General features: G+C 68.5%; 25 protein-coding genes. 9 read left to right on the forward strand and 16 right to left on the reverse strand.

From position 1 onward, the window contains the following. Positions 1 to 93 precede the first annotated feature (93 nt). The 5 genes from C507_RS20550 to C507_RS20555 all read right to left on the reverse strand — a co-directional run bounded on the left by C507_RS20550 (position 94) and on the right by C507_RS20555 (position 6,689). Complete coding sequence (locus tag C507_RS20550; protein WP_018698834.1) at positions 94 to 1,428, reverse strand: cation:proton antiporter; 1,335 nt, start codon at positions 1,426 to 1,428, stop codon at positions 94 to 96. Beyond that, positions 1,425 to 3,065 carry an NTP transferase domain-containing protein gene (locus C507_RS0106360; RefSeq protein WP_018698835.1) on the reverse strand — a complete coding sequence of 547 codons (1,641 nt, stop codon included), beginning with the start codon at positions 3,063 to 3,065 and terminating at the stop codon, positions 1,425 to 1,427. Before C507_RS0106360 ends, C507_RS20550 begins: the two co-directional genes overlap by 4 nt. Then, positions 3,062 to 3,775, reverse strand: a complete 714-nt coding sequence (locus C507_RS0106365; RefSeq protein WP_018698836.1) for an XdhC family protein — start codon at positions 3,773 to 3,775, stop codon at positions 3,062 to 3,064. Before C507_RS0106365 ends, C507_RS0106360 begins: the two co-directional genes overlap by 4 nt. 7 nt (positions 3,776 to 3,782) lie before the next feature. Then, the gene (locus tag C507_RS0106370; protein WP_018698837.1) at positions 3,783 to 4,094 is read right to left on the reverse strand and encodes an XdhC family protein; all 312 of its coding nucleotides are present in this window, start codon (positions 4,092 to 4,094) and stop codon (positions 3,783 to 3,785) included. Between the two features lie 324 nt (positions 4,095 to 4,418). After that, a complete protein-coding gene (locus C507_RS20555; protein ID WP_051089704.1) occupies positions 4,419 to 6,689 on the reverse strand; it encodes an ATP-binding protein in 2,271 nt (756 codons plus the stop codon). Between the two features lie 370 nt (positions 6,690 to 7,059). Between C507_RS20555 and C507_RS23240 the strand changes: the two genes are divergently transcribed. Next, positions 7,060 to 8,181 (forward strand): flagellar biosynthetic protein FliO, encoded by a 1,122-nt coding sequence (locus C507_RS23240; RefSeq protein WP_018698839.1) that lies wholly within the window; start codon positions 7,060 to 7,062, stop codon positions 8,179 to 8,181. A gap of 111 nt (positions 8,182 to 8,292) precedes the next feature. Here the strand turns inward: C507_RS23240 and dksA are convergent, their stop codons facing one another. After that, positions 8,293 to 8,709, reverse strand: coding sequence for an RNA polymerase-binding protein DksA (gene dksA / locus C507_RS0106385; protein ID WP_018698840.1), 417 nt, complete (start codon positions 8,707 to 8,709; stop codon positions 8,293 to 8,295). Positions 8,710 to 8,932: 223 nt separating this feature from the next. Between dksA and C507_RS0106390 the strand changes: the two genes are divergently transcribed. Together C507_RS0106390 and C507_RS0106395 are read left to right on the forward strand one after the other, a co-directional pair. Next, on the forward strand, positions 8,933 to 9,778 hold the full coding sequence (locus C507_RS0106390) for an AAA family ATPase (RefSeq protein ID WP_018698841.1): 846 nt from the start codon (positions 8,933 to 8,935) through the stop codon (positions 9,776 to 9,778). A gap of 27 nt (positions 9,779 to 9,805) precedes the next feature. Beyond that, positions 9,806 to 10,321: a SixA phosphatase family protein gene (locus C507_RS0106395; RefSeq protein WP_018698842.1), complete on the forward strand. Its 516-nt coding sequence runs from the start codon at positions 9,806 to 9,808 to the stop codon at positions 10,319 to 10,321. A gap of 25 nt (positions 10,322 to 10,346) precedes the next feature. Here C507_RS0106395 and C507_RS0106400 read toward each other — a convergent pair whose 3' ends face one another. Continuing rightward, the gene (locus C507_RS0106400) at positions 10,347 to 10,958 is read right to left on the reverse strand and encodes a LysE family translocator (protein WP_018698843.1); all 612 of its coding nucleotides are present in this window, start codon (positions 10,956 to 10,958) and stop codon (positions 10,347 to 10,349) included. Positions 10,959 to 11,000: 42 nt separating this feature from the next. Continuing rightward, the gene (locus tag C507_RS0106405) at positions 11,001 to 12,110 is read right to left on the reverse strand and encodes a histidine kinase dimerization/phosphoacceptor domain -containing protein (RefSeq protein ID WP_018698844.1); all 1,110 of its coding nucleotides are present in this window, start codon (positions 12,108 to 12,110) and stop codon (positions 11,001 to 11,003) included. A gap of 358 nt (positions 12,111 to 12,468) precedes the next feature. Here C507_RS0106405 and C507_RS0106410 point away from each other — a divergent pair, with 358 nt between their 5' ends. From C507_RS0106410 to C507_RS0106425, 4 genes are all read left to right on the forward strand, one after another. Beyond that, positions 12,469 to 13,920 carry a YcjX family GTP-binding protein gene (locus C507_RS0106410; protein WP_018698845.1) on the forward strand — a complete coding sequence of 484 codons (1,452 nt, stop codon included), beginning with the start codon at positions 12,469 to 12,471 and terminating at the stop codon, positions 13,918 to 13,920. Then, the gene (locus tag C507_RS0106415) at positions 13,917 to 14,939 is read left to right on the forward strand and encodes a YcjF family protein (protein WP_018698846.1); all 1,023 of its coding nucleotides are present in this window, start codon (positions 13,917 to 13,919) and stop codon (positions 14,937 to 14,939) included. The genes C507_RS0106410 and C507_RS0106415 overlap by 4 nt, the downstream gene beginning before the upstream one ends. Further along, entirely contained in the window at positions 14,936 to 15,397 is a 462-nt protein-coding gene (locus tag C507_RS0106420; RefSeq protein WP_018698847.1) for a GNAT family N-acetyltransferase, read from the forward strand. Before C507_RS0106415 ends, C507_RS0106420 begins: the two co-directional genes overlap by 4 nt. A 91-nt stretch (positions 15,398 to 15,488) precedes the next feature. After that, positions 15,489 to 16,664, forward strand: a complete 1,176-nt coding sequence (locus C507_RS0106425; RefSeq protein WP_018698848.1) for a vWA domain-containing protein — start codon at positions 15,489 to 15,491, stop codon at positions 16,662 to 16,664. A gap of 5 nt (positions 16,665 to 16,669) precedes the next feature. Here C507_RS0106425 and C507_RS0106430 read toward each other — a convergent pair whose 3' ends face one another. The 4 genes from C507_RS0106430 to C507_RS0106445 all read right to left on the reverse strand — a co-directional run bounded on the left by C507_RS0106430 (position 16,670) and on the right by C507_RS0106445 (position 19,631). Further along, the gene (locus C507_RS0106430; protein WP_018698849.1) at positions 16,670 to 16,969 is read right to left on the reverse strand and encodes a HigA family addiction module antitoxin; all 300 of its coding nucleotides are present in this window, start codon (positions 16,967 to 16,969) and stop codon (positions 16,670 to 16,672) included. Between the two features lie 13 nt (positions 16,970 to 16,982). After that, entirely contained in the window at positions 16,983 to 17,264 is a 282-nt protein-coding gene (locus tag C507_RS0106435; RefSeq protein WP_018698850.1) for a type II toxin-antitoxin system RelE/ParE family toxin, read from the reverse strand. A gap of 122 nt (positions 17,265 to 17,386) precedes the next feature. Beyond that, positions 17,387 to 18,265 carry a COG3904 family protein gene (locus C507_RS20565; protein ID WP_156829177.1) on the reverse strand — a complete coding sequence of 293 codons (879 nt, stop codon included), beginning with the start codon at positions 18,263 to 18,265 and terminating at the stop codon, positions 17,387 to 17,389. Between the two features lie 58 nt (positions 18,266 to 18,323). Further along, on the reverse strand, positions 18,324 to 19,631 hold the full coding sequence (locus tag C507_RS0106445) for a hypothetical protein (RefSeq protein ID WP_040400647.1): 1,308 nt from the start codon (positions 19,629 to 19,631) through the stop codon (positions 18,324 to 18,326). A 296-nt stretch (positions 19,632 to 19,927) separates the two neighbouring features. On the opposite strand from C507_RS0106445, the gene C507_RS22285 reads away from it, so the two are divergent. Further along, a complete protein-coding gene (locus C507_RS22285; protein WP_018698853.1) occupies positions 19,928 to 20,371 on the forward strand; it encodes an ATP-binding protein in 444 nt (147 codons plus the stop codon). Next, the gene (locus C507_RS0106455) at positions 20,368 to 20,715 is read left to right on the forward strand and encodes an STAS domain-containing protein (protein ID WP_018698854.1); all 348 of its coding nucleotides are present in this window, start codon (positions 20,368 to 20,370) and stop codon (positions 20,713 to 20,715) included. The genes C507_RS22285 and C507_RS0106455 overlap by 4 nt, the downstream gene beginning before the upstream one ends. 4 nt (positions 20,716 to 20,719) lie before the next feature. Here C507_RS0106455 and C507_RS0106460 read toward each other — a convergent pair whose 3' ends face one another. From C507_RS0106460 to C507_RS0106475, 4 genes are read right to left on the reverse strand one after another with little or no spacing between them, the layout of a single operon-like run. Then, positions 20,720 to 21,400, reverse strand: coding sequence for a GNAT family N-acetyltransferase (locus tag C507_RS0106460; protein WP_018698855.1), 681 nt, complete (start codon positions 21,398 to 21,400; stop codon positions 20,720 to 20,722). Positions 21,401 to 21,430: 30 nt separating this feature from the next. Then, positions 21,431 to 22,465 (reverse strand): ABC transporter substrate-binding protein, encoded by a 1,035-nt coding sequence (locus C507_RS0106465; RefSeq protein ID WP_018698856.1) that lies wholly within the window; start codon positions 22,463 to 22,465, stop codon positions 21,431 to 21,433. A 44-nt stretch (positions 22,466 to 22,509) separates the two neighbouring features. Beyond that, positions 22,510 to 24,519: an MFS transporter gene (locus C507_RS22290; RefSeq protein WP_018698857.1), complete on the reverse strand. Its 2,010-nt coding sequence runs from the start codon at positions 24,517 to 24,519 to the stop codon at positions 22,510 to 22,512. 4 nt (positions 24,520 to 24,523) lie between these two features. After that, positions 24,524 to 25,210, reverse strand: coding sequence for a hypothetical protein (locus C507_RS0106475; RefSeq protein ID WP_018698858.1), 687 nt, complete (start codon positions 25,208 to 25,210; stop codon positions 24,524 to 24,526). Positions 25,211 to 25,418: the final 208 nt, after the last annotated feature.

Raw genomic sequence — 25,418 nt, forward strand, 5'->3', positions numbered from 1 at the left:
CGGCAGGGTGCATCAAAGGACAGCGCAAGCTTCTGATATATAGGTCTAATTTTCGGCCGAAACAGGGCACTTTGGCACGGACGCGAACCGGCCTCAGCGCGGCGGTTCGTCGACCCCGGGTTCCGCGCCATTGCGCCGCCTCGCCAGCGCCCGCATCAGCGGCCCCTGGCGGATGCGCATTTCCGGAACCGGCACGGTTTCCGCGGCGTCGCCGATGCGCCGGGCCCAGGCCCCGTAGCGCGCCGCAAGGCCGGGAGCGCTGACGCCGTGCAGGAAGGCACTCAGCACCACCGTCACCACCGTTGCGGCCATCAGCACCGAGCCATGCTCGATGTCCTCCCGCTCCACGATCAACAACGCAAACAGGATCGACGCGATGCCGCGCGGCCCGAACCAGCCGAGGAAGAGGCGCGTCGGCCAGCGCACGTCGGTGCCCAGCAGCGCGATCAGCACCGGCACCATGCGGATCACCGTCAGGCTCAGCACGGCGTAGACGAGCATCCACGGATTGAAGAGCGCAATCGCGTCCGGCAGCAGCGCCACGCCCACCACCATGAAGGTGAGCAGCACGAGCAGATGGCCTTCGGTCTCCATGAAGGCATAGAGGAACCGCGCCGGCCGGCCGAGCGTGTTGCCGAAGGTGAGCCCTGCCACGAAGGCGGCGATGAAGCCGTTGCCGCCGATCAGGTGGGCAACGCCGTAGGCAAGGATGGCCGTGGCCAGCGCACCGAGCCCCTCGTAGGGCTCCGCCTCCTCGCCCCGGCCGGCCAGCCGCCGCAGGGCATGGGCGGCACCGCCGCCGGCCAAGATCCCGACAAGCGCGCCGAAACCGACCTGCGCGGCCGCGAACACCATCCAGGCTCCGACACCACGGCCCTCCTGGCCGATGATCTCGCCCTCGGCCCCGACGCAGGCGATGAAGAACAGGACCGCCGGCAGGGCCAGGCCATCGTTGAGGCCGCTTTCCACGTTGATCGACTGCTGGATGCGCGGCGGCACCGAGCGGTCCGTCATCACCGGCTGGCCGAGGGCCGCATCGGTGGGTGCCAGCACCGCAGCCAGGAGAGCGGCCTCGAAGACGGTGATGTTGGGAAACAGCCAGACGGCGGCAAGCGTGCCGGCCAGAATGGTCAGCGGCATGCCGATCGCCAGCGAGCGGAGCGGCAGGTTGTGGTAACGCCCCACCTCACCGAGCCGAATGCGCGATGCATCGGTGAACAGCACCAGGATGAGGGTGAGCTCCGCCACCACGCGGACGGAATCGGCTTCGGCGTCGATTTCGGCGACGTTGAGCAGGAGCGGACCGATCGCCGCCCCGAACAGGATGAACAGCATCGGCGGGCTGAGCGGCGATCGGGCGAGACGGTCGCCGACCCCCGCGAACAAAAGCACGGCCAGGGCCGCGAGCGTCACCGATTCGATGTTCAACCGCCCTGCTCCCCTTCGCCGGCCGCGCGTCCGCCAATATCGGCCAGCGCCTCCGGCGTGTCGATATCGAGGGCCGCCGCTGCCCCCAATTCCACCTCGACGATGGCATCGGGATAGCCGGCGAGGATCTCGCGACCGCCCTTGTCGCCGGTCACCGCCATCAGCTCCGGGAAGAAGCGCCGCGACCAGAGAACCGGGTTGCCGCGTTTGCCGCCATGGGTCGGCACCACGATGAGCGCGCCGGTTTCCGGATCGAACGCATCGATCAGCCGGTCGACCATCGCCGTGTCGACCATCGGCATGTCGGCGAGCAGGACGACGGCCGCCTCGACCTCATCGCCGAGCGCGCCGAGCCCGGCCTCCAGCGAGGTCGCCAGCCCGTCGGCGAAGCCGGGATTGTGAACGCGCTCGACGTCCAGCCCCTCCAGCGCCGCGGCCACCGCGTCGCCGCGATGGCCGGTCACCACGACGACCCGCTCGGCAAGGCTGGCAAGAGCGGTTTCAGCCGTGCGCCGGACCAGCGGCACGCCATCGACGGTGGCCAGCATCTTGTGGCTGCCCATGCGCGACGAGCGGCCCGCCGCAAGGATCACGGCGGCGACGGAGCGTTCGGCCGCCTCGCGCTCGGCGGTGGGCTCGGCGCGCGGCTGCGGCCGCGACACGATCTCCATGAGGAGGCCGCCCACGCCCAGGCCGACGATATCGTCCGGGGTGACGGTCAGGCCGGCGAGCGTGCGGTGAAGCACCCAGTCGAAGCCGTTCTCCTTCGGGCTCCGCGCACAGCCGGGCGCGCCAATGACGCGCCGACCATCGAGGTCGCCGAGGAGGAGCAGGTTGCCCGGATCCACCGGCATGCCGAAATGCGCGACCGTGCCACCCGCCGCCTCGATCGCCGATGGGATGACGTCCTTGCGGTCGACCACCGCCGATGCCCCGAACACAATCAGCAGCTCGGCACCCGCCTCGGACAGACCGCGAAGCGCGGCGGCAAGGGCCGGTGCCTCGTGGGCCACCCGCTCCTCGGCGACAATGGTCGCGCCGGCCGGGGCCAGCCGGTCCGTGAGGATGGCAAGCGTCTTGTCGACGATCGCCGGCTTGAGGCCGGGCAGAAGCGTCGAGACCACCCCGACCCTCATCGGCTTGAACGGGGCAACGGACAGCGTCCGCGGGGCCTCGGCCAGCACCGCCTCCGCCCGTTCCATCACCGAGCCATCGACGGCAAACGGAATGATCTTGACGGTGGCGACCATGCGCCCCGCCTCCACCGCCTCGAAGGCCGGCAGGGTGGCAAGGGTGACCGAGGGATCGACCCGGTTGAGCCGGTCCACCGCATCGCGGTCGACGCACAGCACGCCCGCCTGCTCGGCGAAGAGATTGGCACGGCCGGTGAAGGCGGCATCGGCGCGGACGGTTTCTCCGGCAAGCCGCCCGGCCAACCGTTCGGCCGCCGCATCCTCACCGACGTCGCCCGCCTCGAGCACCGCAGCGACGACCTCGGCCACGCCCTCGTCGTCGAGCCGCGCGATGGCAGCATCGTCCAGAAGGGTGCCCTTCTTGATGGCGCCGGAAGCGAGCCGGATGCTGTGGGCAAGCACAGCCCCCTTCGCCTCGGCGGTCGGGACAGGGCCGAACCTCACGCCGCCTCGCTCGTCCGTGTTTCGGCCGGGCGGATCCTGAGCGTCTCGATGATCTGCGCCAGCACAGCAACGGCGATCTCCGCAGGGCTCGCCGCACCGATCGCAAGGCCGATGGGCGCCGCGATCCGGTCAAGCGCGGCCTCCGGCACTCCCAGGGCCGCGAGCCGCTCGCGCCGCTTGCCATGGGTCTTCCGGCTGCCGAGTGCGCCGACATAGAAGCAACCGCTCGCCAGAGCCTCGGTGAGCGCCGGGTCGTCGATCTTCGGGTCGTGGGTGAGCGCGGCAACCGCCGTGTAAGGATCGAGCGCGATCCCGGGCAGCACGTCTTGCGGCCACTCGGCGTGCAGGGTCACGCCCGCGAAGCGCTCCGGAGTGGCGAAGGCGGTGCGCGGATCGATGACGGTCACGTCGAAACCGGCGAGCGTCGCCATCGGCGCCAAAGCCTGAGAGATGTGCACTGCCCCGATCACGACGATGCGGGCCGACGGAACGCTGACGGTGAGGATGGCCGAACTGCCGTCGTCCAGCTCGATGCGACCGGACTTGCCGGACCGAAACCGGGAGCGAAGCGTCTCGGCGAGCGGATCGCCGGACAGGTCGTCGGCCTCCCGGACGAGGCGCTGCGCACCGCTGTCGGGATCGGTCACCAGGATAGCGGCCCGGCGCGCGGCGCGCTCGGCGTTGAGCTCTTTCAGGAGTGCGAGGTCCATGGCCGCCTCAGGTCACCTTCTCGACGTAGACGCGGATGGTGCCGCCGCACGACAGGCCAACCTCCCAGGCGGTCTCGTCGGCGACGCCGAATTCCAGCATCTGCGGCTTGCCGGTCTCGATGACGTCCATCGCCTCGGCCACCACCGCGCCTTCCACGCAGCCGCCGGAGACGGAGCCCTCGAAGCGCCCGCCCTCGTCGATGACCAGATGGCTGCCGGTCGGGCGCGGCGCCGAACCCCAGGTGTCCACGACCGTGGCCAGCGCGACCTGGTGCCCGGCCTCGCTCCACTGTTCGGCAATCGTCAGCGGATCGTCCATGCTCGTTGCTCCTTGCCACGCGGCCTGAACGCCGGAAGGGCTGTATACCATGGAATATGGCGGTCGCGGGCGGCGACGCCAAGGTAGGACAGCTATTCCCAACAATCCCGTACGGAGAACCGGCCTCCACGTTTCCTGGGATCGCGGAGCCAGCGCGCGACCGCGCGCCGGCGCTTATGCGCCGCCCACCCGGAGCCGGTGAGCGCAAGCGAACTCGGCGTGAGGGGCAATTCTCACCCCGCAATCGCGGACGGATAACCGCAAGAGCACTTTTCCTGCGTTCGCTCCTTTCACCCCCGCAAAGCCGGACGGCGCCTGCTTTGCTCAGTGCTTCGTGGCTGCCGCAGGCTCAAGGGCCTCTTTCACCGCCGTGGCCAGCGCCTTCAGCGAGAACGGCTTGGGCAGGAAGGCGAACTCCATCTCGCTGGGCAGCGTGCGCGAGAACACGTCCTCCGCGTAGCCCGACATGAAGATGATCGGCACGGCCGGGTTCAGCGCCTTCACCTCGATCGCTAGCGTCGGACCGTCCATTTCCGGCATCACCACGTCGGACACCAGCAGGTCGATCCGCCCGTCGAGTTCGCGGGCGATGGCCAGCGCGTCCTCGCCCGTGGGGGCGGCATGGATCCGGTAGCCCCGCGCCTCCAGTGCGCGCGAGGCAAAGGCGCGGATGGTGTCCTCGTCCTCCACAAGCAGGATGGTGGCGCTGCCGGTCAGATCCTCCACCGGAGGCGGGGACGGGGCAGGCGTGGCCGGTTCTGGCGCGCTGCCTCCGGCCGCGGCAGCGTCGGTCGCCGCATCCGCCTCGATGGCGGCGATGGCTTCCACCGTCGCGGCCTCCACCGGCTCCCCCTCGCCCGACGCGGGCGGCACGGCTACGGGCATCACCACCTCGCCGGCCCTCGGCAGGAGCACCTGGAACGTCGTGCCCTCCCCCACCCGGCTGTCCACCTGGATGGTGCCGCCGGTCTGCTTGACGATGCCGTAGACCGTGGACAGCCCCAGCCCGGTCCCCTGACCCACTTCCTTAGTGGAGAAGAAGGGCTCGTAGATCTTCGCCAGCACGTCGGGCGGAATGCCGGTGCCGGTGTCGGTGACCTCGATCAGGATGTGATCCCCTTCCAGCCCCTCGTCGCCGTAGCGCGCCATCTCCGTCGCCGGCACGTTGGCGGTGCGGATGGTGAGCCGGCCCCCTTCGGGCATGGCGTCTCGGGCGTTGACCGACAGGTTGGTGATGACCTGTTCAAGCTGGCTCTGATCGACCAGAACGGGCCACAGGTCGCGCCCGTGCACGACGGTCAGCGTCACCTTCTCGCCGAGCAGCCGGTCGAGCATCACCGACAGGTCGGCCAGCACGTCGGGCAGTCGCAGCCGGCTCGGCCGCAGCGTCTGCCGGCGCGAGAACGCCAGGAGCTGCTTCACCAGCCCGGCCGCCCGGTTGGCGTTCTGCTTGATGTTCATGATGTCCTGGAAGGACGGATCGGTCGGCCGGTGGTTCATCAGCAGGAGGTCGGAGAAACCGATGATCGCCGTCAGGATGTTGTTGAAGTCGTGGGCGACACCGCCGGCGAGCTGGCCGACTGCCTGCATTTTCTGGCTCTGGTCGAACTGCATCTCCAGCGCGCGCTGCTCGGTGGTGTCGACGGCGTAGAGGATCGCCCGCCCCGGTGCATCGTCCGTCTCCGGGAACGGCGCGACGTACAGGCGCACGTCGCGCGGCGCCTCCTCGGACAGCGAGGCATCGATGGGCGCCGGGCTTGGCTCGCCGGCCGCCGCACCCGCGATGGCCGCGGCCACGCTCTCCCGGTCCGGCTCCGCGATCATGTCCAGAACCCGCCGCCCGTTTTCCGATCCGGTCTCCCTGCGGTCCAGGAGCCTCCAGAAGCGCGGCGTCGCCTCGTGCACCTCGCCGGCACCCGTTACCAGGCCCACCGCCACCGGCATCCGGCTGAACATCTGCGAGAAGAGCGCCTCGTTGGGCGCGACGGCTTCGACAGGGGCGGCCGCGATCGGCTCGGGTGCCGCTGTGGCGGCCATGTCCTCGATCACGAACAGCAGCGCCGCGATGCCACCCTCTCCGCCCAGAACCGGGCTCAGGCGGACCGCCACCGTAGGCGCAGCGGGATCGGGCTGGCCGAGCGGCGTCGTCACGGTCTCGCCGGCACGCGCCCGCTTGAGCGCCGCATAAAGGCCAGCAGCGGCGGCGGGATCGCCCGCTGCCCAGCGCAACGGCGATACCAGCCGGGCGAAGCCGAGGGCGCGATTTGCATCGGCATAGGCCGCGTTGGCGTGAAGCGGAACGCCGGACGGCGATGCAATCAGGGCCGGATTCGCGAGCGCATCCACCAGGGCGCCGGCTGCCAGCCCACCCGACCGGTCCCGGCGTCCGCGTAGTCCCGCCATCACGGCGAGCGCCACGCCGGCAGTAAGCGCCGCGGCGCCGACCGCTACGGGTCCGGCCATGGCCGCATCCGCCAGAAGGATCGCCGTGGCGCCGGCCGCGGCCGAAACGCCCAGCACGAGGGCCGCGAGCAGCAGGGCCGCTCCCCCCTTCTGCGCCCCGTCGACCTTCGTTTCCCCCGTTCGGATGTCCACCAAGCCGTCGCCTCCCAGACTCACACCGCCCGATCCATAGCAGAGTCGGCGGATCGATGACCCATTCGGCCCGATCCCGCGCCGAATCAGACGTCCATCCCACTTTGGAAGCGTTCACGTGAGATTGTGGCAAGCACAGGGTGACCAGACGTCCGAAAGGGGCGTGCGGGACCGGCAATCGGGGTCGCGATCCCCAACTCCGCCATTCTAGATTTGCCAAATGCAGCCTGACGTTCTTTAACCAGTCATCGAGTGACGAACGGATGACAGCTGGTGGTGGGGCATCGGCTGCCGCGATCCGTCGGCACTTCCATCGCGCTGGACCGCCGAGGCGGCCGGCTACCGTTTAAGTTGCGTCTCGGGGGACGGCATGGCGAGTTGGTTTGCATCGACGTTCGGTATCGATCCCGGCTTTGCGCGCGGGGTCCTGTTCGTGTTCACCGCCGCGATCTTCGTGGCCATCATCTGGGCCATCATCGCCTTCGTGCGCGGTCTGACCTCCGGCCGGCTGAGCCGCTCCCGGCGCAACCGCCAGCCGCGACTGGCCGTCATGGACACGACAGACATCGATCATCGCCGCCAGCTCGTGCTGGTGCGCCGCGACCACGTGGAGCATCTGATCCTCATCGGCGGACCGGTCGACGTCGTGGTGGAGGAAAACATTATCCGCAACGCCGCCACCGACCTCCACGGCAGGAGCGGCCGCCGCGGCGCAAGAGGGTACGGCGAGGAGGACGCGACCGACAGCCTGTCGCCCGATCCGGAGGCGCCGCTGGAGCCAGCCGCACCCTCCATGCCCGCCGCTCCCGTCGAGGCGCCGCTTCGCGCGGCGCCTGCCGCGGTTCCCGCTGCCCGCGCGAACGGCAACGGCAATGGCAGCCCAGCCGCGCCCCGCGCACCGGTACAGCCCGCACCGCGCACCCAGCCACCCGGCACCGCGGATGCCGGCGAACCGCGGCGCTGGCGCTCCTCGCGTCCGGTATCGGGCACCGAAGCCGCGCAGCCCCCGGCTGCTCCGGCGCGCGCAGCGGCGCCCGCCGCGCGGCCGGCAGCCAGCAAGGTCCCGCCCGCTCCGGCGGCTCCGGCCCGCCCGGCCCAGGCGCAACGCCCGGTCGCGGCGCGTCCACCCGCCGCCTCTCCGGCCCCTGCTCCACAGCCGGCAAAGACCGGTCCGGCGAGCGAAACCAAACCCGCTCCCGGCTTCGTTTCCGCCTCCGCGCCGACCACCGCGGCGGCGTCTGCCGCAGCTTCACCGGCCGCCGACGAGCCCGAGAAGAAGGCCGCCGACGCTGCGGCACCGGAAGCGACGGCCGAGCGCGGCCAGCCGACTTCGTCCGGTGTAGAGGCTGCCGGCGGTCCCGCGTCCGCTTCCGACGCAGCGGACACCTCCGCCTCCACGGAAAAGGACGACGCGGCGGACGGAAAGGACGACGATCTCGATCTCGACGACGAGATGGCGCGCCTGCTGCGCGGCGTCGGCGACCAGCGCTGAGGCCCGGTCACGGTACTCCAGACAAGAAAATGCCGGCGACCGCAGGGGCGGCGCCGGCATCGTTTCAGGTGGTCTTGACGCGGGATCGAGGGCAGAGGCCCGAATGCGGCCTCAGTCGTCCCGGTAGATTCGTTCGCGACGCTCGTGTCGCTCCTGTGCCTCGATGGACAGCGTGGCGATCGGGCGAGCATCCAGCCGCTTGAGAGAGATCGGCTCGCCGGTCTCCTCGCAGTAGCCGTAGCTGCCATCATCGATACGCTGCAGCGCCGCGTCGATCTTCGCGATCAGCTTGCGCTGCCGGTCCCGGGCCCTGAGCTCGATGGCCCGATCGGTCTCCGAGGAGGCCCGGTCGGCGAGATCAGGATGATTGCTCGAATCCTCTTGAAGCTGTTCGAGCGTCTCTTTCGCCTCGCGAAGGATATCGTCCTTCCAGGCGTTGAGCTTCTTGCGGAAGTACGTCCGCTGCCGTTCGTTCATGAACGGCTCGTCCTCCGAGGGTCGGTAGTCTTCGTCGATCTCAACCGCCATAGATCGTCCTCGGCACTCGGGTTGAAAGCGGCGCCTTTATAGCTGCGGCCTTCCGGCGCCACAACGGCTATACGGCCGCAGATTCACGCTTTCCTGTTTTTGGCCGCCTCGCACAGACCGCCAGCCCGGCTTTGCGAGAGGCGTGCCTTCGTATAGTGCTGGGCCAGCGCCCCCCCCCCCCCGGCACGCGCCCACCAGCACTTCCCGAACGACGAGGATCTCCATGCGCTTTGAAGGCTCCGCCGACTACGTCGCGACTGAGGACCTGCGGGTGGCCGTGAACGCCGCCATCACCCTGCAGCGTCCGCTTCTCGTGAAGGGCGAGCCCGGGACCGGCAAGACGGTGCTCGCGCACGAGGTGGCCCGCTCGCTGGGCCTGCCGATGCTGGAGTGGCACATCAAGTCGACCACCAAGGCGCACCAGGGCCTCTACGAGTACGATGCCGTCTCGCGCCTGCGCGACAGCCAGCTCGGCGATCCCCGCGTGTCCGACATCTCCAACTACATCAAGCGCGGCAAGCTGTGGGAGGCGTTCGCCTCCGAGGAGCGCCCGGTGCTTCTGATCGACGAGATCGACAAGGCCGACATCGAATTCCCGAACGACCTCCTGCAGGAGCTCGATCGCATGGAATTCTTTGTCTACGAGACCGGCGAGACGGTCAAAGCCGCCCAGCGGCCCATCGTCATCATCACCTCGAACAACGAGAAGGATCTGCCGGACGCGTTTCTGCGCCGCTGCTTCTTCCACTTCATCCGCTTCCCCGATGCCGACACCATGGCGGAGATCGTCGAGGTCCACTTCCCCGGCATCAAGCAGCGGCTCCTGTCCCAGGCGCTGTCGATCTTCTTCCAGGTGCGCGAGCTTCCGGGCCTGAAGAAGAAGCCCTCCACCTCGGAGCTCCTGGACTGGCTGAAGCTGCTCCTCAACGAGGACATCGACGAGACCGTCCTGCGCGAGCACGAATCGAAGAAGCTGATCCCGCCGCTGCACGGCGCGCTCCTGAAGAACGAGCAGGACGTGCACCTGTTCGAACGGCTCGCCTTCATGGCCCGCCGCGACGGCCGCTGACGCATCGAACCGACGGGAGGCTGAGCCATGCGCCGGCTGATTCTCTTGCGCCACGCCAAGTCGTCCTGGGACGACCCGACCCAGGCCGATTTCGACCGGCCGCTCAACCGGCGCGGCCGTCGCGTTGCGCCGATCATGGCGCGGTACATGGCCGCGCACGATCTCGTGCCGGACCGCATCCTCTGCTCCACCGCCCAGCGCACCCGCGAGACGCTCGCCGCCCTCCTCCCGGAGGTACGCGGCCCGCTCGACATCCGGCTCATCGACGAGATCTACGAGGCCAGCGAAACGGCCATTATCGACGCGATCCGCCGCCTCGGAGGCGACGCGCGAACGGTCCTCGTCATCGGACACAACCCGGGCATGGAAGAATGCGCGGAAACGCTGGTCGGCAGCACCGGTGATGGGCTCGCCGAGGCCTTCGCCACGGAGTTTCCAACCGCCACCGTCGCGGTGATCGACTTCGAGATCGACGCCTGGGAGGCCCTGGCGCCCGACGGCGGCCATCTCTCCGCCTTCGTCCGCCCCAAGGATCTGGACTGACCTTCAGGCCACGGATCGCCGGCGTTCAGTGCCGCGCGACGATGGCCGCGGCCGCGCCGGCCATGGCCGCCGATGCGCTGCGATTCATGATCTTCAGGGCGCGCGGGTTGCGCAGCATGATCCGCGCGCGGCTCGCCAGCGCGATGTACGGCGTCACCACGGCGTAGAGCACCACGACCGTCAGCGCCGCCAGCACGCCGTAGGAGCCGACCGTCACCGAATGCAGGTCCACCACGGTGGGCAGCAGCGCCATGTAGAAGATGATGGTCTTCGGGTTGCCAAGCGTGATGGTGAAGCCGGACAGGAAAGACGGCCAGAAGCCGGATCCCTTGCGCGCGTCAACCGCCTCCGGGTCGATGCCGGCCCTCCAGAAGTGCCAGGCCAGCCAAGCCAGATAGGCCGCACCCGCCATCCGGACCACGATGAAGACCTCACCGAACATGTCGGCAATGGCCGCCAGCCCGAGCACGGCGAATGTCAGGTAGGTCAGGTCGCCCAGGATCAGGCCATTCATGTAGAAGAAGGCCGGCCGGAAGCCCGAGCCCAGTGCCTTGCCCACGCCAGCGGCGATGCCCGGCCCCGGAATGGCCGCGGCAATCGCCAGCGCAACGGCATAGGGGAGATAATCGAGCATCATCGTGCGGCTTTCTTCGACCGGCGGCGCGGATCGTGCGCCGCCTCATGCGCCAAGAGACTGATGCTCTTTCCGGAACTCCACCCAGACCGCAAGGCCGGACGGCGTGGAGTTCATGTTGAGCTCGCACTGGAGCTCCGAACAGATCACCTGGGCGATCTTGATGCCGATGCCTCCGGTGGTCGTCTCGCTCGCCGCGGGCAGCCCCACTCCGTCGTCGCGACAGGTCAGCCGGACCGCCCGCCCCTCGTCGGCATCCCGGATCTCGATGCGGACGGTGCCGGCGCGTTCGCCGGGGAAGGCGTGCTTGAAGGAATTGGCCACGAATTCGTTGACCAGCGTTCCCACCGCGACAGCCTGCCGTGAGCTGACCTTGACCGCATCGAGCGACAGGTCGAGCGTCACGTCCTGCGGCGCGAGCGCCAGGAGATGCTGGCCGAGATTGCGCGCGTAGCGCTCCAGGTCGATGACCGGCCCGGCATCGGTGCGGTGCAGTTCGGCGTGTACCGCCGCCACCGCCTCGATCCGCGAATGAATGGTCGTGAGAGCCACCTGGGTCTCCTCCGAGGTGGTCCGGCGCTTGAGGACGCGGATCAGGGCGGAGAGCGCGTGCAGCGAGTTCTTGACCCGGTGGTCGACCTCCTGGCGCAACGCGGAGGCCGAGGCCAGCGCCTTGCGCATGTCGAGCTGCACCATGACCTGGCGAGCCAGCACCCGGATGGTATCGCGCTGGAGTGGTGTCAGGGTCCGCGGCCGAGTGTCCAGCACGCACAGGGTCCCCAGCGGCAGGCCGTCTTCCGTCTTCAGAAGCGCGCCGGCGTAGAAGCGCAGCCCCGGATCGCCGCAGCACAGCGGGTTGTCCACCATGCGAGGATCCTTGAGGGTGTCGGGGATCTCGACGAACTCCTCCTCAAGGATGATGTGCGAGCAGATCGACGTGGCCAGCGGCGTTTCGCGCGTCCCCAGCCCGGTTTCCGCCTTGAACCACTGCCGCTCGGCGTCGATGAAATTCACCACCGAGATCGGCGCGTCGCACAGCTTTGCCGTGAGTTCGACGATGTCGTCGAAATCCTTTTCCCGGTCCGTGTCGAGGATTTCGTAGGAGTAGAGCGCGCTCAGGCGTTCGCCCTGACGGGGATGATGGCCAGCTTCCATGGGATTTTCGAGCTTTGCGCCGACTCGCACGGCGGCTGAGGGGTGGATCTGGTAAACGGCAAGGGCGGGCGGATCTGGGCCGCATGGCCGCACGGCCAACGACGCGGGCATGCCCTGAGGCCTCACCACGCGCAGTTGCACCCCGCACATAACGCGCCGGTGGGCGCGAGAGTCAATTGAAACCCCACCGGACTCGTCCGCATTGCGGTTAAGGGATGCGAACTCTCCGAGTCTGAACCTTCCGCCTGGACACTTCAATGCCCATGTTGGAAATCGGCCGGTGCGCCCGCGCGCGACGGTTCTGCACGATGCCCGCCCCCGCCCTGCCGGCACCAATGAGGAAGAACCCGGTCTCCGCATGCGAATCACGACCCTGACCGACGATGCGCGCCTCGCGCTGGAGACGCTCGCCAGCCGGACCGGCGGCATCGTCTCGCCGAGCCTGCGCCTGGGCGTGACCGGGCTTGCCCGCTCCGGCAAGACGGTCTTTCTCAGCGCCCTCGTCCACAACCTCGTCCATGGCGGCCGACTTCCGGTCTTCGAACCCTACGCCCAGGGTCGCATGGCGCGCGCCCATCTGGAGCCGCAGCCCGACGACGCCGTGCCGCGTTTCGCCTACGAGGATCATGTCCGGGCGCTGATCGACGACCGGGTCTGGCCGGAATCGACCCATCGCATCGCCGAGCTCCGGGTGACCATCGAGTACGAATCCGCGTCCTTCTTCCAGCGCAACATCGGCCCCGGGCGGCTGCACCTCGACCTCGTCGACTATCCCGGCGAGTGGCTGCTCGACCTGCCGTTGCTCGCCAAGGACTACCGGACGTGGGCGGAGGAGTCGCTCAAGGAGGCGCGCCGCCCGCTGCATGCCGACAGCGCTACGCCCTGGCTGGCAGCGCTTGAGGGCATCGATGCGGGCGCCCCGGCCGACGAGGCCACCGCCCGCCGCCTGGCCGAGGCCTTCACCGGCTACCTGAAGGCGGTGCGCGAGGAATCCACCACGCCGCTGGCCTTTCCTCCGGGCCGCTTCCTCATGCCCGGCGACCTTGAGGGCTCGCCGGCGTTGACCTTCGCCCCCATCGACCCGCCCACCGGCGAACGCTCCCGCGACGCGCTGTGGGCAATGATGGAGCGACGCTACGAGGCCTACAAATCGCACGTGGTGCGGCCCTTCTTCCGCGACCACTTCGCCCGGCTCGACCGGCAGATCGTGCTCGTCGACGTGCTTGCAGCACTCAACGCCGGGCCCGAGGCCGTGCGCGCCCTGCAGTCGACGCTGTCGGAAGTGATGGCCTGCTTCCGGCCGGGACGCCTGTCCTGGCTGACCCGGCTGGTGGACCGGCGCGTCGACCGGCTTATGTTCGCCGCCACCAAGGCCGACCACGTCCACCACACCGACCACGACAAGCTGGAGGCCATTCTCGCCACGCTGGTGGAGAGCGCCACCGACCGCGCCACCTTCTCCGGCGCCGAGGTGGACGTTGCCGCCATCGCCGCCGTGCGCGCCACCCGCGAGGGCCGCGTCCGCCAGGGGCTGGAGCAGTTGCCGGCCATCATCGGCACCCCGCTGCCCGGTGAGCGCGTCGACGGCACCGTCTATGACGGCAAGACGGAGATCGCCCTCTTCCCGGGCGACCTGCCCGCCGAGCCGCGCTCGGTGCTCCGTCACGAGGCGGCGGACGCGGGCGCGCTGGCCTTCCTGCGCTTCCGGCCGCCCCAGCTGGAGACCACCGCCGGCGGCACCACCCTGTCGCTTCCCCACATCCGGCTCGACCGGGTCCTGCAGTTCCTCATCGGAGACCGACTGGCATGAGCGGGCCGCGTCGACCCACCGCCTTCCGCGTCGAGGACGCCGAGCTGTCCTCCGCCCCGCCCCCCTTCGAAGCGGAGCCGGAGACCCCGTTCGACGAGATGGCGAGCCACGGCGACCTGGTGCCCGTCGACGAACCGGCCTTCCCGAAGAGGCGCGGCTGGTCACTCGGCACGCTCTTCACCATCGGGCTCGGCGGTCTTGTCAGCCTCGGCGTCGGCTTCGCCGTGGATCGTCTGATCGCCGATCTCTTCGAGCGCGCGCCGTGGCTCGGCTGGGTGGCTGTCGCGCTCGCCGCGATGGCCGCCATCGGTGCGCTCGGCCTGGCGCTCAAGGAAGCATTCGCCCTGCGCAAGATCGCCAGGATCGAGCACCTCCGCATCGCTGCCCGCGAAGCCGCGGAGGCCGACGACCGGGCCCGCGCGTTGTCCGTCTGTCGCGACCTGACCGCGCTCTACGCGTCCCGAACGTCGACCGCGCGCGGACGCGCGGCACTGGCGGAACACATGGACGAGATCATCGACGGGCGCGACCTGATCGGTCTCGCGGAGCGCGAGATCCTGACCCCGATCGATGCCCAGGCCCGGGCCATGATCGTCGCCTCGGCCAAGCGCGTCTCCGTCGTCACCGCGCTGTCGCCACGCGCGCTTGTCGACATCCTCTATGTAGGGATCGAAGCGTTCCGGCTGATGCGGCGGCTCGCGGCGCTGTATTCGGGACGGCCGGGAACGCTGGGCTTCCTGCGGCTCGCCCGCCACACCATCCAGCATCTCGCCGTCACCGGCGGCATGGCGGCGGGCGATTCCCTGTTGCACGAGGTGGTTGGCGGATCGGTGGTCTCGCGCCTCTCCACCAAGCTCGGCGAGGGCGTCGTCAACGGCCTGATGACGGCCCGGCTCGGCCTTGCCGCCATGGACGTCTGCCGGCCCCTGCCCTTCGTCAGCGCCCGACGCCCGCGGGTGTCCGACATTGTCTCCGAACTCGGCTCCTTTGCCGGCGACGAGGCAAAGGGGAAGAAATGAGCACACCCGTCTTCCGCCGCGCCACCGAAGCCGATGTGGCCCCCATCGTCGCCCTGCTGGCCGACGACGGGCTCGGCCAGGGCCGCGAGAACCCGGGCCTGCCGCTCGACCGCCGCTATCTCGATGCCTTCGCCGCCCTCGACGCCGATCCGAACCAGCTCCTGGTGGTGGCCGACCAGGACGGCACGGTCGTGGGAACGCTTCAGCTCACCTTCGTCCCCGGCCTGTCGCGGCTCGGCATGTGGCGCGGCCAGATCGAGGCGGTGCGCGTCGCGGCATCGGAGCGCGGCACGGGCCTCGGCGGCGCCATGGTGGCGTGGGCGATCGAGCGCTGCCGGGAGCGCGGCTGCGGCCTCGTTCAGCTCACCACCGACAAGTCGCGCGCCGATGCCCGCCGCTTCTACGAACGCCTCGGCTTCGTCGCCAGCCACGAGGGCATGAAGCTGTCTCTGGCATAGGCTTGTCAGCCGAGGCAGCTTGCCTCCCCCGTGCCATCGGCCGACGGCTGGTATAGTCTTGCCGCGCCTACCCAGAACCCCGAGAGCGTCGATGTTCCTGACCTTCTTCCACGACCTCAAGCGCGCCGGCGTGCCCGTCACGCTGCGCGAGTACCTGACGCTCATGGAGGCGCTGGAGGCCGATCTCGCCGACAAGAAGGTGGAGGATTTCTACTATCTCTCGCGCGCCATTCTGGTGAAGGACGAGACCAACATCGACCGCTTCGACCGGGTGTTCGCCACTGTCTTCAAGGGGGTGGAGACGGTGGGCGAATCCATCGAGGCCGAGATCCCCGAGGAGTGGCTGCGCAAGCTCGCGGAAAAATACCTCACCGAGGAGGAGAAGGCGGAAATCGAGGCGCTCGGCGGCTTCGAGAAGCTGATGGAGACGCTCAAGGAGCGCCTCGCCGAGCAGGAGGGGCGCCACCAGGGCGGCTCCAAGTGGATCGGCACGGCCGGCACCTCGCCCTTCGGCGCCTATGGCTACAACCCGGAGGGCGTGCGCATCGGCCAGCACGAAAGCCGCCACCGGCGCGCCGTGAAGGTCTGGGACCGGCGCGACTTCAAGGACTACGACCACACCGTCGAGATCGGCACGCGCACCATCAAGATCGCGCTGCGCCGCCTGCGCCGCTTCGCCCGGACGGGCGCGGCCGAGGAGCTCGCCCTCGACGACACCATCAAGGCCACCGCCGAGAAGGGCTATCTCGACATCCGCATGCGCCCGGAACGGCGCAACGCGGTGAAGGTGCTGCTGCTGCTCGACGTGGGCGGCTCCATGGACGACCACATCCGCGTCTGCGAGGAGCTGTTTTCCGCCGCCAGGATGGAATTCAAGTCGCTCGATCATTTCTACTTCCACAACTGCCTCTACGAGGGGCTGTGGAAGGACAACCGGCGCCGCCATTCCGACAGGACGCCGACCTGGGACGTGCTGCACACCTATCCGGCCGACACCAAGATCGTCATCGTCGGCGACGCCTCCATGAGCCCCTACGAGATCGCCCTGCCTGGCGGTTCGGTGGAGCACTGGAACGAGGAGGCCGGCCAGGTCTGGCTGCAGCGCCTCGTGGCCACCTACCCGTCGCTCGCCTGGATCAACCCGGTGCCGGACCGGCTCTGGCAGTACACCGGCTCCATCCAGATGATCCGCGAAATCGTCGGCGACCGGATGTACCCGCTGACCCTCGACGGGCTGGATGGCGCGATGCGGGAGCTGGCGCGGTAGGGGCGTCAGGCAACCTCACCAAGCGGATCGATTGCGTCGATCTCCGCCCGCTTCGCCTCCCCCTCGATCGCGAGATCGTAGGTCGCCTGCATTCCCAACCAGTAGCGTGGCGAGGTGCGGAAGAACCGGGCAAGCCGAAGCGCGGTATCGGGGGTAACCGGCGTCTTCTCGGCCGCAAGCCTCTCGATGCGGGTGCGCGGGACGTGCAGTTTCTTCGCCAGCGTGTAGGGCTTGAGGCCGAGCGGCGCGAGATACTCCTCGCGCAGGATCTCACCGGGATGAACAGGAGGCGTGACCATGAACATGGGCGCCTCGTTCTCAGTGGTAGTCGGTGATCTCGACGTCATGGGCGTCTCCATCGATCCAGCGGAAACAAATCCGGAACTGGTCATTGATCCGGATCGAATGCTGTCCCGCCCGATCCCCTTTCAAAGCCTCGAGCCGATTGCCGGGAGGCGAACGAAGATCATTCAGGGATGTGGCGTGCTGGAGAATGAACAGTTTTCTCTGTGCCGTTCGCACGAGATCGGCGGGAAAGCCTTTCGAGCCGCGGCCGGCAGCAACCGCTTCTGTCCACTTCCCCTTGAACGATGCGATCATTCGACCAACCCTCGGAACGTATCATATGGCGATACGCATCAGATTCAAGAGGGACAGTCAGGGAGACATTTGCCCGACCGCTACCGAGGCTTCAATGAGGCGGAGGTCGCAGATAGCGACCGTCAGTTCGGGGAACGAACCTCAGGCTCGCCTGAGGCTTCCGCCTCCTCACTAGAGATTCCCGCCTGCTCCTCCGCAGCGGCAGCCTCATCCTCCCCCTCCGCCAGCCAGCCGTACTGATCCAGCTCTTCCCGCCTGTAGACGTAGAGCCGGTCCTTGGGCGTGCGCATGGCAGGGATCCAGGCGGCGGCGTCGACACCCATGTCGACGAGGAGCGCCAGCACCTCGGCGCTGATCTCCTGGCCGCCGGCAAGCCCGTCGGCGACGGTGCCCTCCCGCTCGCCCGGCGCAAAGGCCTGATGAACGCCGACCCAGGCCGGCTCGCCGACGTGACGGGCCGTGCCGCCGGCGAATACCAGCGGGCAGGAGGAGGCGCAGTAGCCGTTCGCCGGCACCTCCGTGGCGATCCCCTTCTCGCGCAGCGCCCGGGCCATCTCGATGGCATCGCGCACCGAACCGCCGGGCGAATGCAGGACGAGCACCTGAAGCTCGTCGCCCTGGCTTTCCAGGAATTCGGCGAACGCGGACGCGCTGCCGACGTCGATGCGACCGACGGCGCTCGCCCGCCCTTCGGTGCCACGCCGGAATTCCATCGCCTCCACAAGCGCCTCGCGGCCCGGCCGTCCGACATAGCCCGGCAAAGCCTCCGGTCCGTCCTGGGGCAGGTCCGGCACGGCGACGGGGCTGTAGCGGCGCACCTGGTCGCCGGGCTCCGCCGGCGGCATGGGGACAGGCCCGGTCGGCGCGGGGCTCAGCACCTCCGGCAGGCTCTGCCGCGCCGCCTCGATGGCCGGCCGCGCGTCCGTTCCGAGCACCACGGCGGCACCGACAAGCAACCCGAAGAAGACCAGGCGCAGGACGGTGTCCTCGGCCTTCTGCAACCGGCTTTTGCCCGCCGGCGGGGTGCCGGGGCCCGGAGAAACAAGACCCGCCATGAGCCTAGTCGCTGCCCGGGCTCGACCGGCGCGGGCCCGCGTCCGACAGCCGGGTCACATGGAGCGGATGATCACGGTCGTCGGAGGCCAGCGGCGCTGGTCCGGCGCCTTCCGGGATACCGGCCTCGATCTCGCGCTCCTCGTCGCGCATCCGGTGATAGAGGCGCATGGCCCGCATCAGCTCGCCGGCCGTCATGGAATGCTCCTCCAGTTCCTCGCCTTCCTCGCGCCGGATCGCGGACTGCACGCCGGCAAGGATCAGGATCATCACCGCCGGCAGGAGGTCGATGGAAATGGCGCCGGCCCAGCTCGGGAGAAAATCCCGGGCGTAGCGGACCACGGCCTCCGGCGCCGACAGCGCGGTAAAGCGCAGCGGCTGGACCGGCTCGCGATCGAGGATCTGCTGGGCGGCCGCGGACAGCGCCTGGGCCTGGGCCTCCACGGCATCCTGAACGCGCTCGACCACCTCGCTCTGGCGGGCGGCGAGATCGGCGGTGCCACCGCCCGCGGCCGGCGCGACGAAGGTGGCGGCGAGATCGTCGGCGGCGCGCTTGACGGCCGGCGCGATGGAGGTCTGCTGCAGGCTGGCGATAACGCCGGCGAGCGCCACGGCCTCCTCGCCGAATGCGTTGGAGCGCTCCTCAACCGGACCGGAGGCCGACACGATGGTGCGCATGGCGGACAGATTCTCGCCGCCCTCCTCGTAAAGCCGGTCGACCAGATCCCGCGAGGCCCGCACCTCGCCGGCCAGGCTCTCCAGGTCGGCCGCCATCTGGCGCAGGAGCTGCACCACCGTGCCGGAGCCGGATGTGCCCGTGAGCGCACCGCCGGCCTCTTCCTCCTCGGCCAGCCTCCGGAAGCGCGACGAGGCGAGCTCGATGTCCGGCAGCAGTCCCTGGGCGGCCAGCGCGTTGGAATGGGCGGCGTCCAGCCGGTGCTGATATTCTTCCGCCGTGGTTGCGAGATGCTGCTCCAGCGCCGCCCCACCCGCCAGCGCAGCCGCGTTGAGCCACGACGACATGGCGACGATCATGGCGCTGCCGAGGATCAGTGCCAGCGTCAGCGTGCGCCGGTCCCTCCAGCTCCGGACGTGCGGCAGGAAGAACAGCAGGTAGGACCAGAAGGCGTAGATGCCGACGGACACCGCCACCGAATAGACCACCGCCGCGAAGAAGACCGGCAGCCCCTCGCCCTCCAGGAGGTCGCGGACGCCCAGATAGGTGTAGACGCCGGACGCCAGCGCCAGAACCGCAAGCGTGATCCGCGTGGTGGTGTCGAGCCTTGACAGGCCCGCTCTCAATGCTTGCGACATGGCGCCTCGGCCGAGCGGTTGGAGATCCGGATCCCGAACGTGACCGCGGTTGCGGCCGATGGTCCGGTCGAGCGGACGCAGCCGCCCCAACGGACGACAGCGAGGCTAGGGTAACGCGCCAGCGCGCCCAGGGTTGAGTCACGTTTCGGGGAGGCGGAGACGGCCCGGCGGGAGACGGCGTTAATCGCGATTCCCGTTTCCGTTGGTGTCGCGATCTTTTGTTGCTACGGTCCTCCCACAAGGTGCCGGCGGGATCCGGAGTGCCCGCGACACAACCTGTATCGAGTGCGCAGCCGATGCCAAAAGCGATCGATGTGAGCCTGGAGGCGACGCTCGACGCGGTCATGTCGGTCCAGTCCGATATCGAGGCGTTCTGCGACGAGCACGACCTGTCGCCCCGCACCGGCTTCGTGCTCAACCTGATCCTGGAAGAGTTGCTGACCAACGTCGTCAACCACGGCTACAAGGGCACCGAGGGAGAGCCAATCGCGCTCAAGATCGCGCACGAGGGCGAGCTCATCGTCGGCGAGATCATCGACCACGCTCCCGCGTTCGATCCGACCCGCCTGCCACCGCCGGATGTCGAGGCCTCGATCGAGGAGCGAGAGATCGGCGGGCTGGGCGTCTATCTCAGCCTGACCATGACCCGCGACTTGACGTATGCCCGCGTCGGCGACACCAACGTCGTCCGCTTCACGCTTGTCGACGAATTGCCGCCCCGGAAGGAGGAAACGCAGTGACCGCGCTCACGGTAACGGAAGAGGAAATCGACGGCGTCGTGGTGATGGCCCCCGTCGGCCGCGTCGACAGCGCCAACGCCAAGGCGTTCGAGACCGAGGTGCTGCAGAAGATCCAGGACGGCATGTCTCGCATCGTGCTCGATTTCGATCAGCTGGAATATATCTCGAGCGCCGGGCTGCGGGTGGTGCTCATCGCCGGCAAGAAGGTCAAGGCGACGGGCGGTGTGCTGGCGCTTTGCAAGCTCGGCCCCACCATCCACGACGTCTTCGAGATTTCCGGCTTCATTTCGCTGTTCCCGGTTCACGACAGCCGGGAAGACGCCATCGCCGCCGCGCGCGGCTGATCTCTCAGGCGCCTACCTTCACGAAACCGAGTTCGGGTCGGGCCTCCTCGCCGAGGCGGAAGCGCACCGCGCCATATCCGGCTTCGAAAAGGATCTGAGCCGCGTCCACGTCCGCGGCGGTCCGCCAGATCTCCGGAATGACGGACGTCTCAGGATAGTCCACCGCGGAGCGCTGGTGCACATAGCGCCAGCCATAAGGCTTGCGCACCAACGCGACGATGCGGAAGTGCTCCTTCAGGAGATTGCGCATGCTGGGCAGGTTCGCCGGGGACACCTTGGCGATGATCGTCCGGGCGCCCTGGCGGACGGCCCGGTCGATGCGTTCGCGGATCAGCACCCTTTGCAGCGAATGGGTCCAGTAGGCCGGATGCACCGCCGACCCGTCGGTGACGAAGAGCGGCCAGTCGTCGCGCACCAGCCGCGAAAGGCCGCGCCGGTCATGCTGATCCGGGAATTCCGGTCGCAGCACGCCGTAGGCGACCAGCGCACCGTGAACCGTGAGCCCCACGATCTCCCCGCCCCTGTCCAGGACCTCCTCGAAGAAGGCCGGCTCGTCCGGTCGCACGGCGGCCGGGTTCGGGACAGCCGCCACCGTGGCGCGGAAGAGACCGTCGATCGCCTCGATGTCGCCCATGCCGAGCGCCACGGTTTCGATCGGTTCGTCCAGGGTCGCAAGAGCGGCCATGTTTCTTCCCTCGGCGCCCGGCGCGGTGGCTCAGCCGGTGATGACTTCGGCGTAATTGAGCATCGCAAGCGGTGGATAGAGCTCCAGCTTGCGGGCAAGCGGCATGTTGATGATCAGCGAAAAACGCTTCAGCGTTTCAATCGGGATGTCTTCAGGCGCCACGCCCTGCACCAGGATCTGTTCGGCCTTGTGGGCGGTCAGCTGGCCGAGCGAATAGTAGCGGCTGATTAGGCTAACGAGCGCGTCGTTCTTCAGGAGCTCCGTCGCGGAGAAACCGGGAATGCCGAGCTCGGTCGCCACCGGAGCCACCTTGTCGATGTTGGTGGAGAGGAACGTGTCCGGCAGGTAGTACAGCCACTCTGCGCCATCTTCATGAAGCTCGCGAACGAGGTCGCCGGCTGTGTCGGTGCTGGGCTTGCCGTCAGCGTCGAGCGGGAAGGTGCGCTCGGCCAGCTTGAAGCCCATCCGGTCGGCGATTTCGCGCAGCGAGGACACGATGACGACAGAGTTCTGCTCCGTCGGTGTGTAAAGCACGCCAAGCGTCTTGAACGGCCGGTAGGACTGCATCGCCCGGATCTGCGGCTCCGGCGGCACCACGTGCGAGGTGCCCGTGATGTTGCGCTCCGACGAGCCCAGCGTCGGCACCACTCCGGCCCCGACCGGGGTGGACACCATGGTGAAGACACCGGGAATGTCGGTGACGTTGCGGGCCGGATCGTTGTCGGCGGCCTTGCCGTAGGTGGCGATGGTGACCGGCGTGCCCCAGGTGTAGACGAGGTCCGGCTTGATTTCCTCGATTTCCTTGACGAAGTCGGCGACGCGGGAGGGGTCGAGATCGGCATTGCGCTCGATAAACTCCACCGGGATGCCACGCTGCTTCAAATAATCGGCGAAGCCGCGCTCCACGTCGGTGGGGCCGCGAAAGGTGATCTGATAGATCGTGTAGGGCTCTTCGCGCGGCGTCGCGTCCTGCGCGAGCGCGGTCCGGACCAGCGGGCTGCCTGCCAGGGCGACGGCGGCGCTGCCGGCAAGCAGGCCGCGGCGCGTCAGTGTGCGGCCGGTCATGGCGTCTTTTCCCTTTCCCCTCATTGGTCCCCCCGACTTCCCTTCTAGCGGGCCGGCATCGACGCTTCGGTGCGCCCGCCCCCGGTGACGATCGCGGAAATCGCGAACAGCAGGCCGCCGGCGGCCACGAGAAGCCCCATGCCGACGATCGCCGCGGTTGCTCCGTAGGCACCCCAGACAAAGGCCATCGCGGCGGGGCCTATGGCCGTTCCGGCGCGTTCGATCAGGCGGAACACGCCATACAGTCCGCCCTGGGACAGGTCCGGCACGTAGCGCGAGCCCAACTCGCCCACCAGCGCCGACTGTGGCGTGGTGGACAGCCCCTGGGCGATGCCGATCTGCAGCACGGCGATGGCCGCGCCCCAGGGCTCCGGCCAGACGAACACGTGCAGCACGGCCGCACCGGACAGGATCGCACCGATCACCACATAGAGCGTGCGCTTGCCGGCATCGTCGCTGAGCCGCGAGACGAGCGGGATCAGGATCACCATGGCCAGCCCGTAGAGCATCAGCACGCGGCCTATGGTGGCTGAATCAAAGCCGGCCGAGGCGAGCGACAGCGGCAGATAGTAGAAGCAGAAGCCGATGAGCATCATCTTCGCCGGCAGCGCGCAGCCGGCGAGAAGCAGCAGCATTGCCGGCCGGCGCAACACGGCGCCCACCTGGGAAAGCCGCAGTCCCGGCGCGACGCTGCCGGACGCCGGCTTGTCGCCGGGCAGGGCGACCGAGGCGCAGACATAGGCGGCGAAGCACAGGCCGGCGGAGACGAGGAAGGCCGCGCTGGGGCCGAGCCGGGCGGCCAGGATGCCGCCGATGGGCGGGCCGCACAGCATGGCCACCATGATGCCGGACACGAACAGGCCGATGCCCCGTGCCCGGTTCACCGAACCGGTCCGGTCGACGATGTAGCCCTGTGCGGCGACAAACACGGTCGCCAGGCCCACCGCGGTGATCGACCGGAACAGGATCAGTTGCAGCATGTCGGCGGAATAGGCGGTGCCGACGAAGCCCAACAGCGCCAGGATCGCGCCGACGCGCAGCGAGCGGGCCCGGCCGTAGCGTTCCGTGATACCGTTGAGCGAGGGCTGCGCAATGGCGACGATGGCCATGAACAGAACGATCGGCAGCGAGATGACCATCTCGATCGAGAGGCCTGCGATCGGTTCGGCAAAGCTCTTGATGTAGTTCGGCAGGAACGGACGGGTGAGCTCTTCCGCGAAGAAGAACAGAAACACCGGCGCGCGCACGGCGATCAGGCTGACCGGCGGATCCGTGCGCTCCGTGGAGAGGTGGTAGCGTCGCTCCATCAGCTCCAGGTCGGCCAGCGCCTCCTCGTCGTTCTTCGCTTCCGCGACCCGTGTCAGGCGCGCGTGCTCGGCGCGCACCCGGTCGATCTCGTGGTCGACGTTGGCGACCTCCTCGGCCAGCGGCCCCGTTCCGGCCAGCGGCGCGTGCGGGCGGAAGTCATGCTTCACAAGAGCGTTCAGACGCCGTGCCAGGCCACGCAGCAGCGAGGCGGACGAGATGGTGAAGGCGAAGGACAGGAGTTCGAGCGTGATCAGCAGCGAGACCAGCAGCAGCACCGCGATATCGAGCCAGAGGCGCCGGATCAGGGTTTCCGCGACCGCGTTTGGAATGCCCACGACGACGGATGCCACGGTGCGGCCATCGACCTCGACCGGCGCGGTGACGGTGCGCAGTTCGCCGATCAGGTCGGACAGGACGGCGGCGCCATCGTGATCCTGCTGATTGCTGGAAAGAGCCACCACCCGCCCGTCGGGCTTGGCAATCGCCGCGTAGGCGAATTCCGGATTCTCCGTCAGCGCCTCGGCGAGGACCTCGTCGGCACCGACGATCTCGTCGAGCGTCATGCCGTAGCCGACCGCCTCGCCGACCAGCCCGGAGAGAGAGCGCGCGACGACATCCGCCTTGCGGTCCAGCGAAGGGAGCAGCAGATTCTCAGCGCCTCGGATGGACTGCCACGAGATGGCTCCGAGGGCGGCAAGCAGAACGGCCGTGACCAGACCGAGGATGATGACGTCGAAGCGCCGCATGAAATCAGCTCACCTCTTTCGGGGCCTCGGCCACACCCAGTTGGCGGGCAATGGAGCGGTGCGCGTCGTCAACCATCCGGAAGGTGGCGACGGTTTCCTTCGGCACGATCTGGCCACCGGCGGTTTCAGCGGTGTTCGACACGCGCGCCCATAGCACCCTCAGCCCGAGCAGAACGGCCGCAAACGAGCCGAACAGCGCGCCGAGCATGGCGTAGATCGCGACATGCTCGATGCCGTCAGCCAGCTCCTGCAATTCGGAATCCAGGACCGCGCGCGAGGCGCGAACGACCACGGTGCCTTCGGTGGTCTCGAAGGCGTTTTGGATCGCCGCCGAGCGATCGAGGGTCAGCTCCGGGTCGGTGGTCTCCTTCATCCCGATCCGGCTCTTGTCGCTGGAAAAGAGAATGGTGTCGGTGGCGTCGACGACATCGATGGAGGAAAGCACGAGGTCTGCTTCGCGCTCACGCTGAAGCAGTCGCGACAGGGTCGCCTGTCCCGCCAGCGGGATGCCGATGGACAGCGCACTTTCCGAATCGGAGGCGACGCGGCGGGCCACGGTCTCAAGCCGGTCGCCCACCATGTCGAGATAGCTCTGGCGGATACTTCCGTAATTCAGGTATGCGCCGAGCGCGACCGCGGCGAGCACGACAGGGGTAAGGGCCACCATCAGGACGAATGCAAGTCGCCGCATGCCGCCTTCTTTCCGTTGTCGCCGCGTACGCGTAGAACTTTCCGCCGAATGCGACTATTGACCGGTCCGGTAGCATACTCCGTACACGACGACCACAACAGGACAAGGTCGTCCCTGTTCGCGAACGCCCACCGCGACTAGGATCACGCGCGGCAAGCCGAGGAAGCAGCGGTTCCCGATGAGCGTATCCCGACCCGTGAGCCTGATA

It is taken from the genome of Amorphus coralli DSM 19760 (assembly GCF_000374525.1).
Lineage (GTDB): Bacteria > Pseudomonadota > Alphaproteobacteria > Rhizobiales > Amorphaceae > Amorphus > Amorphus coralli.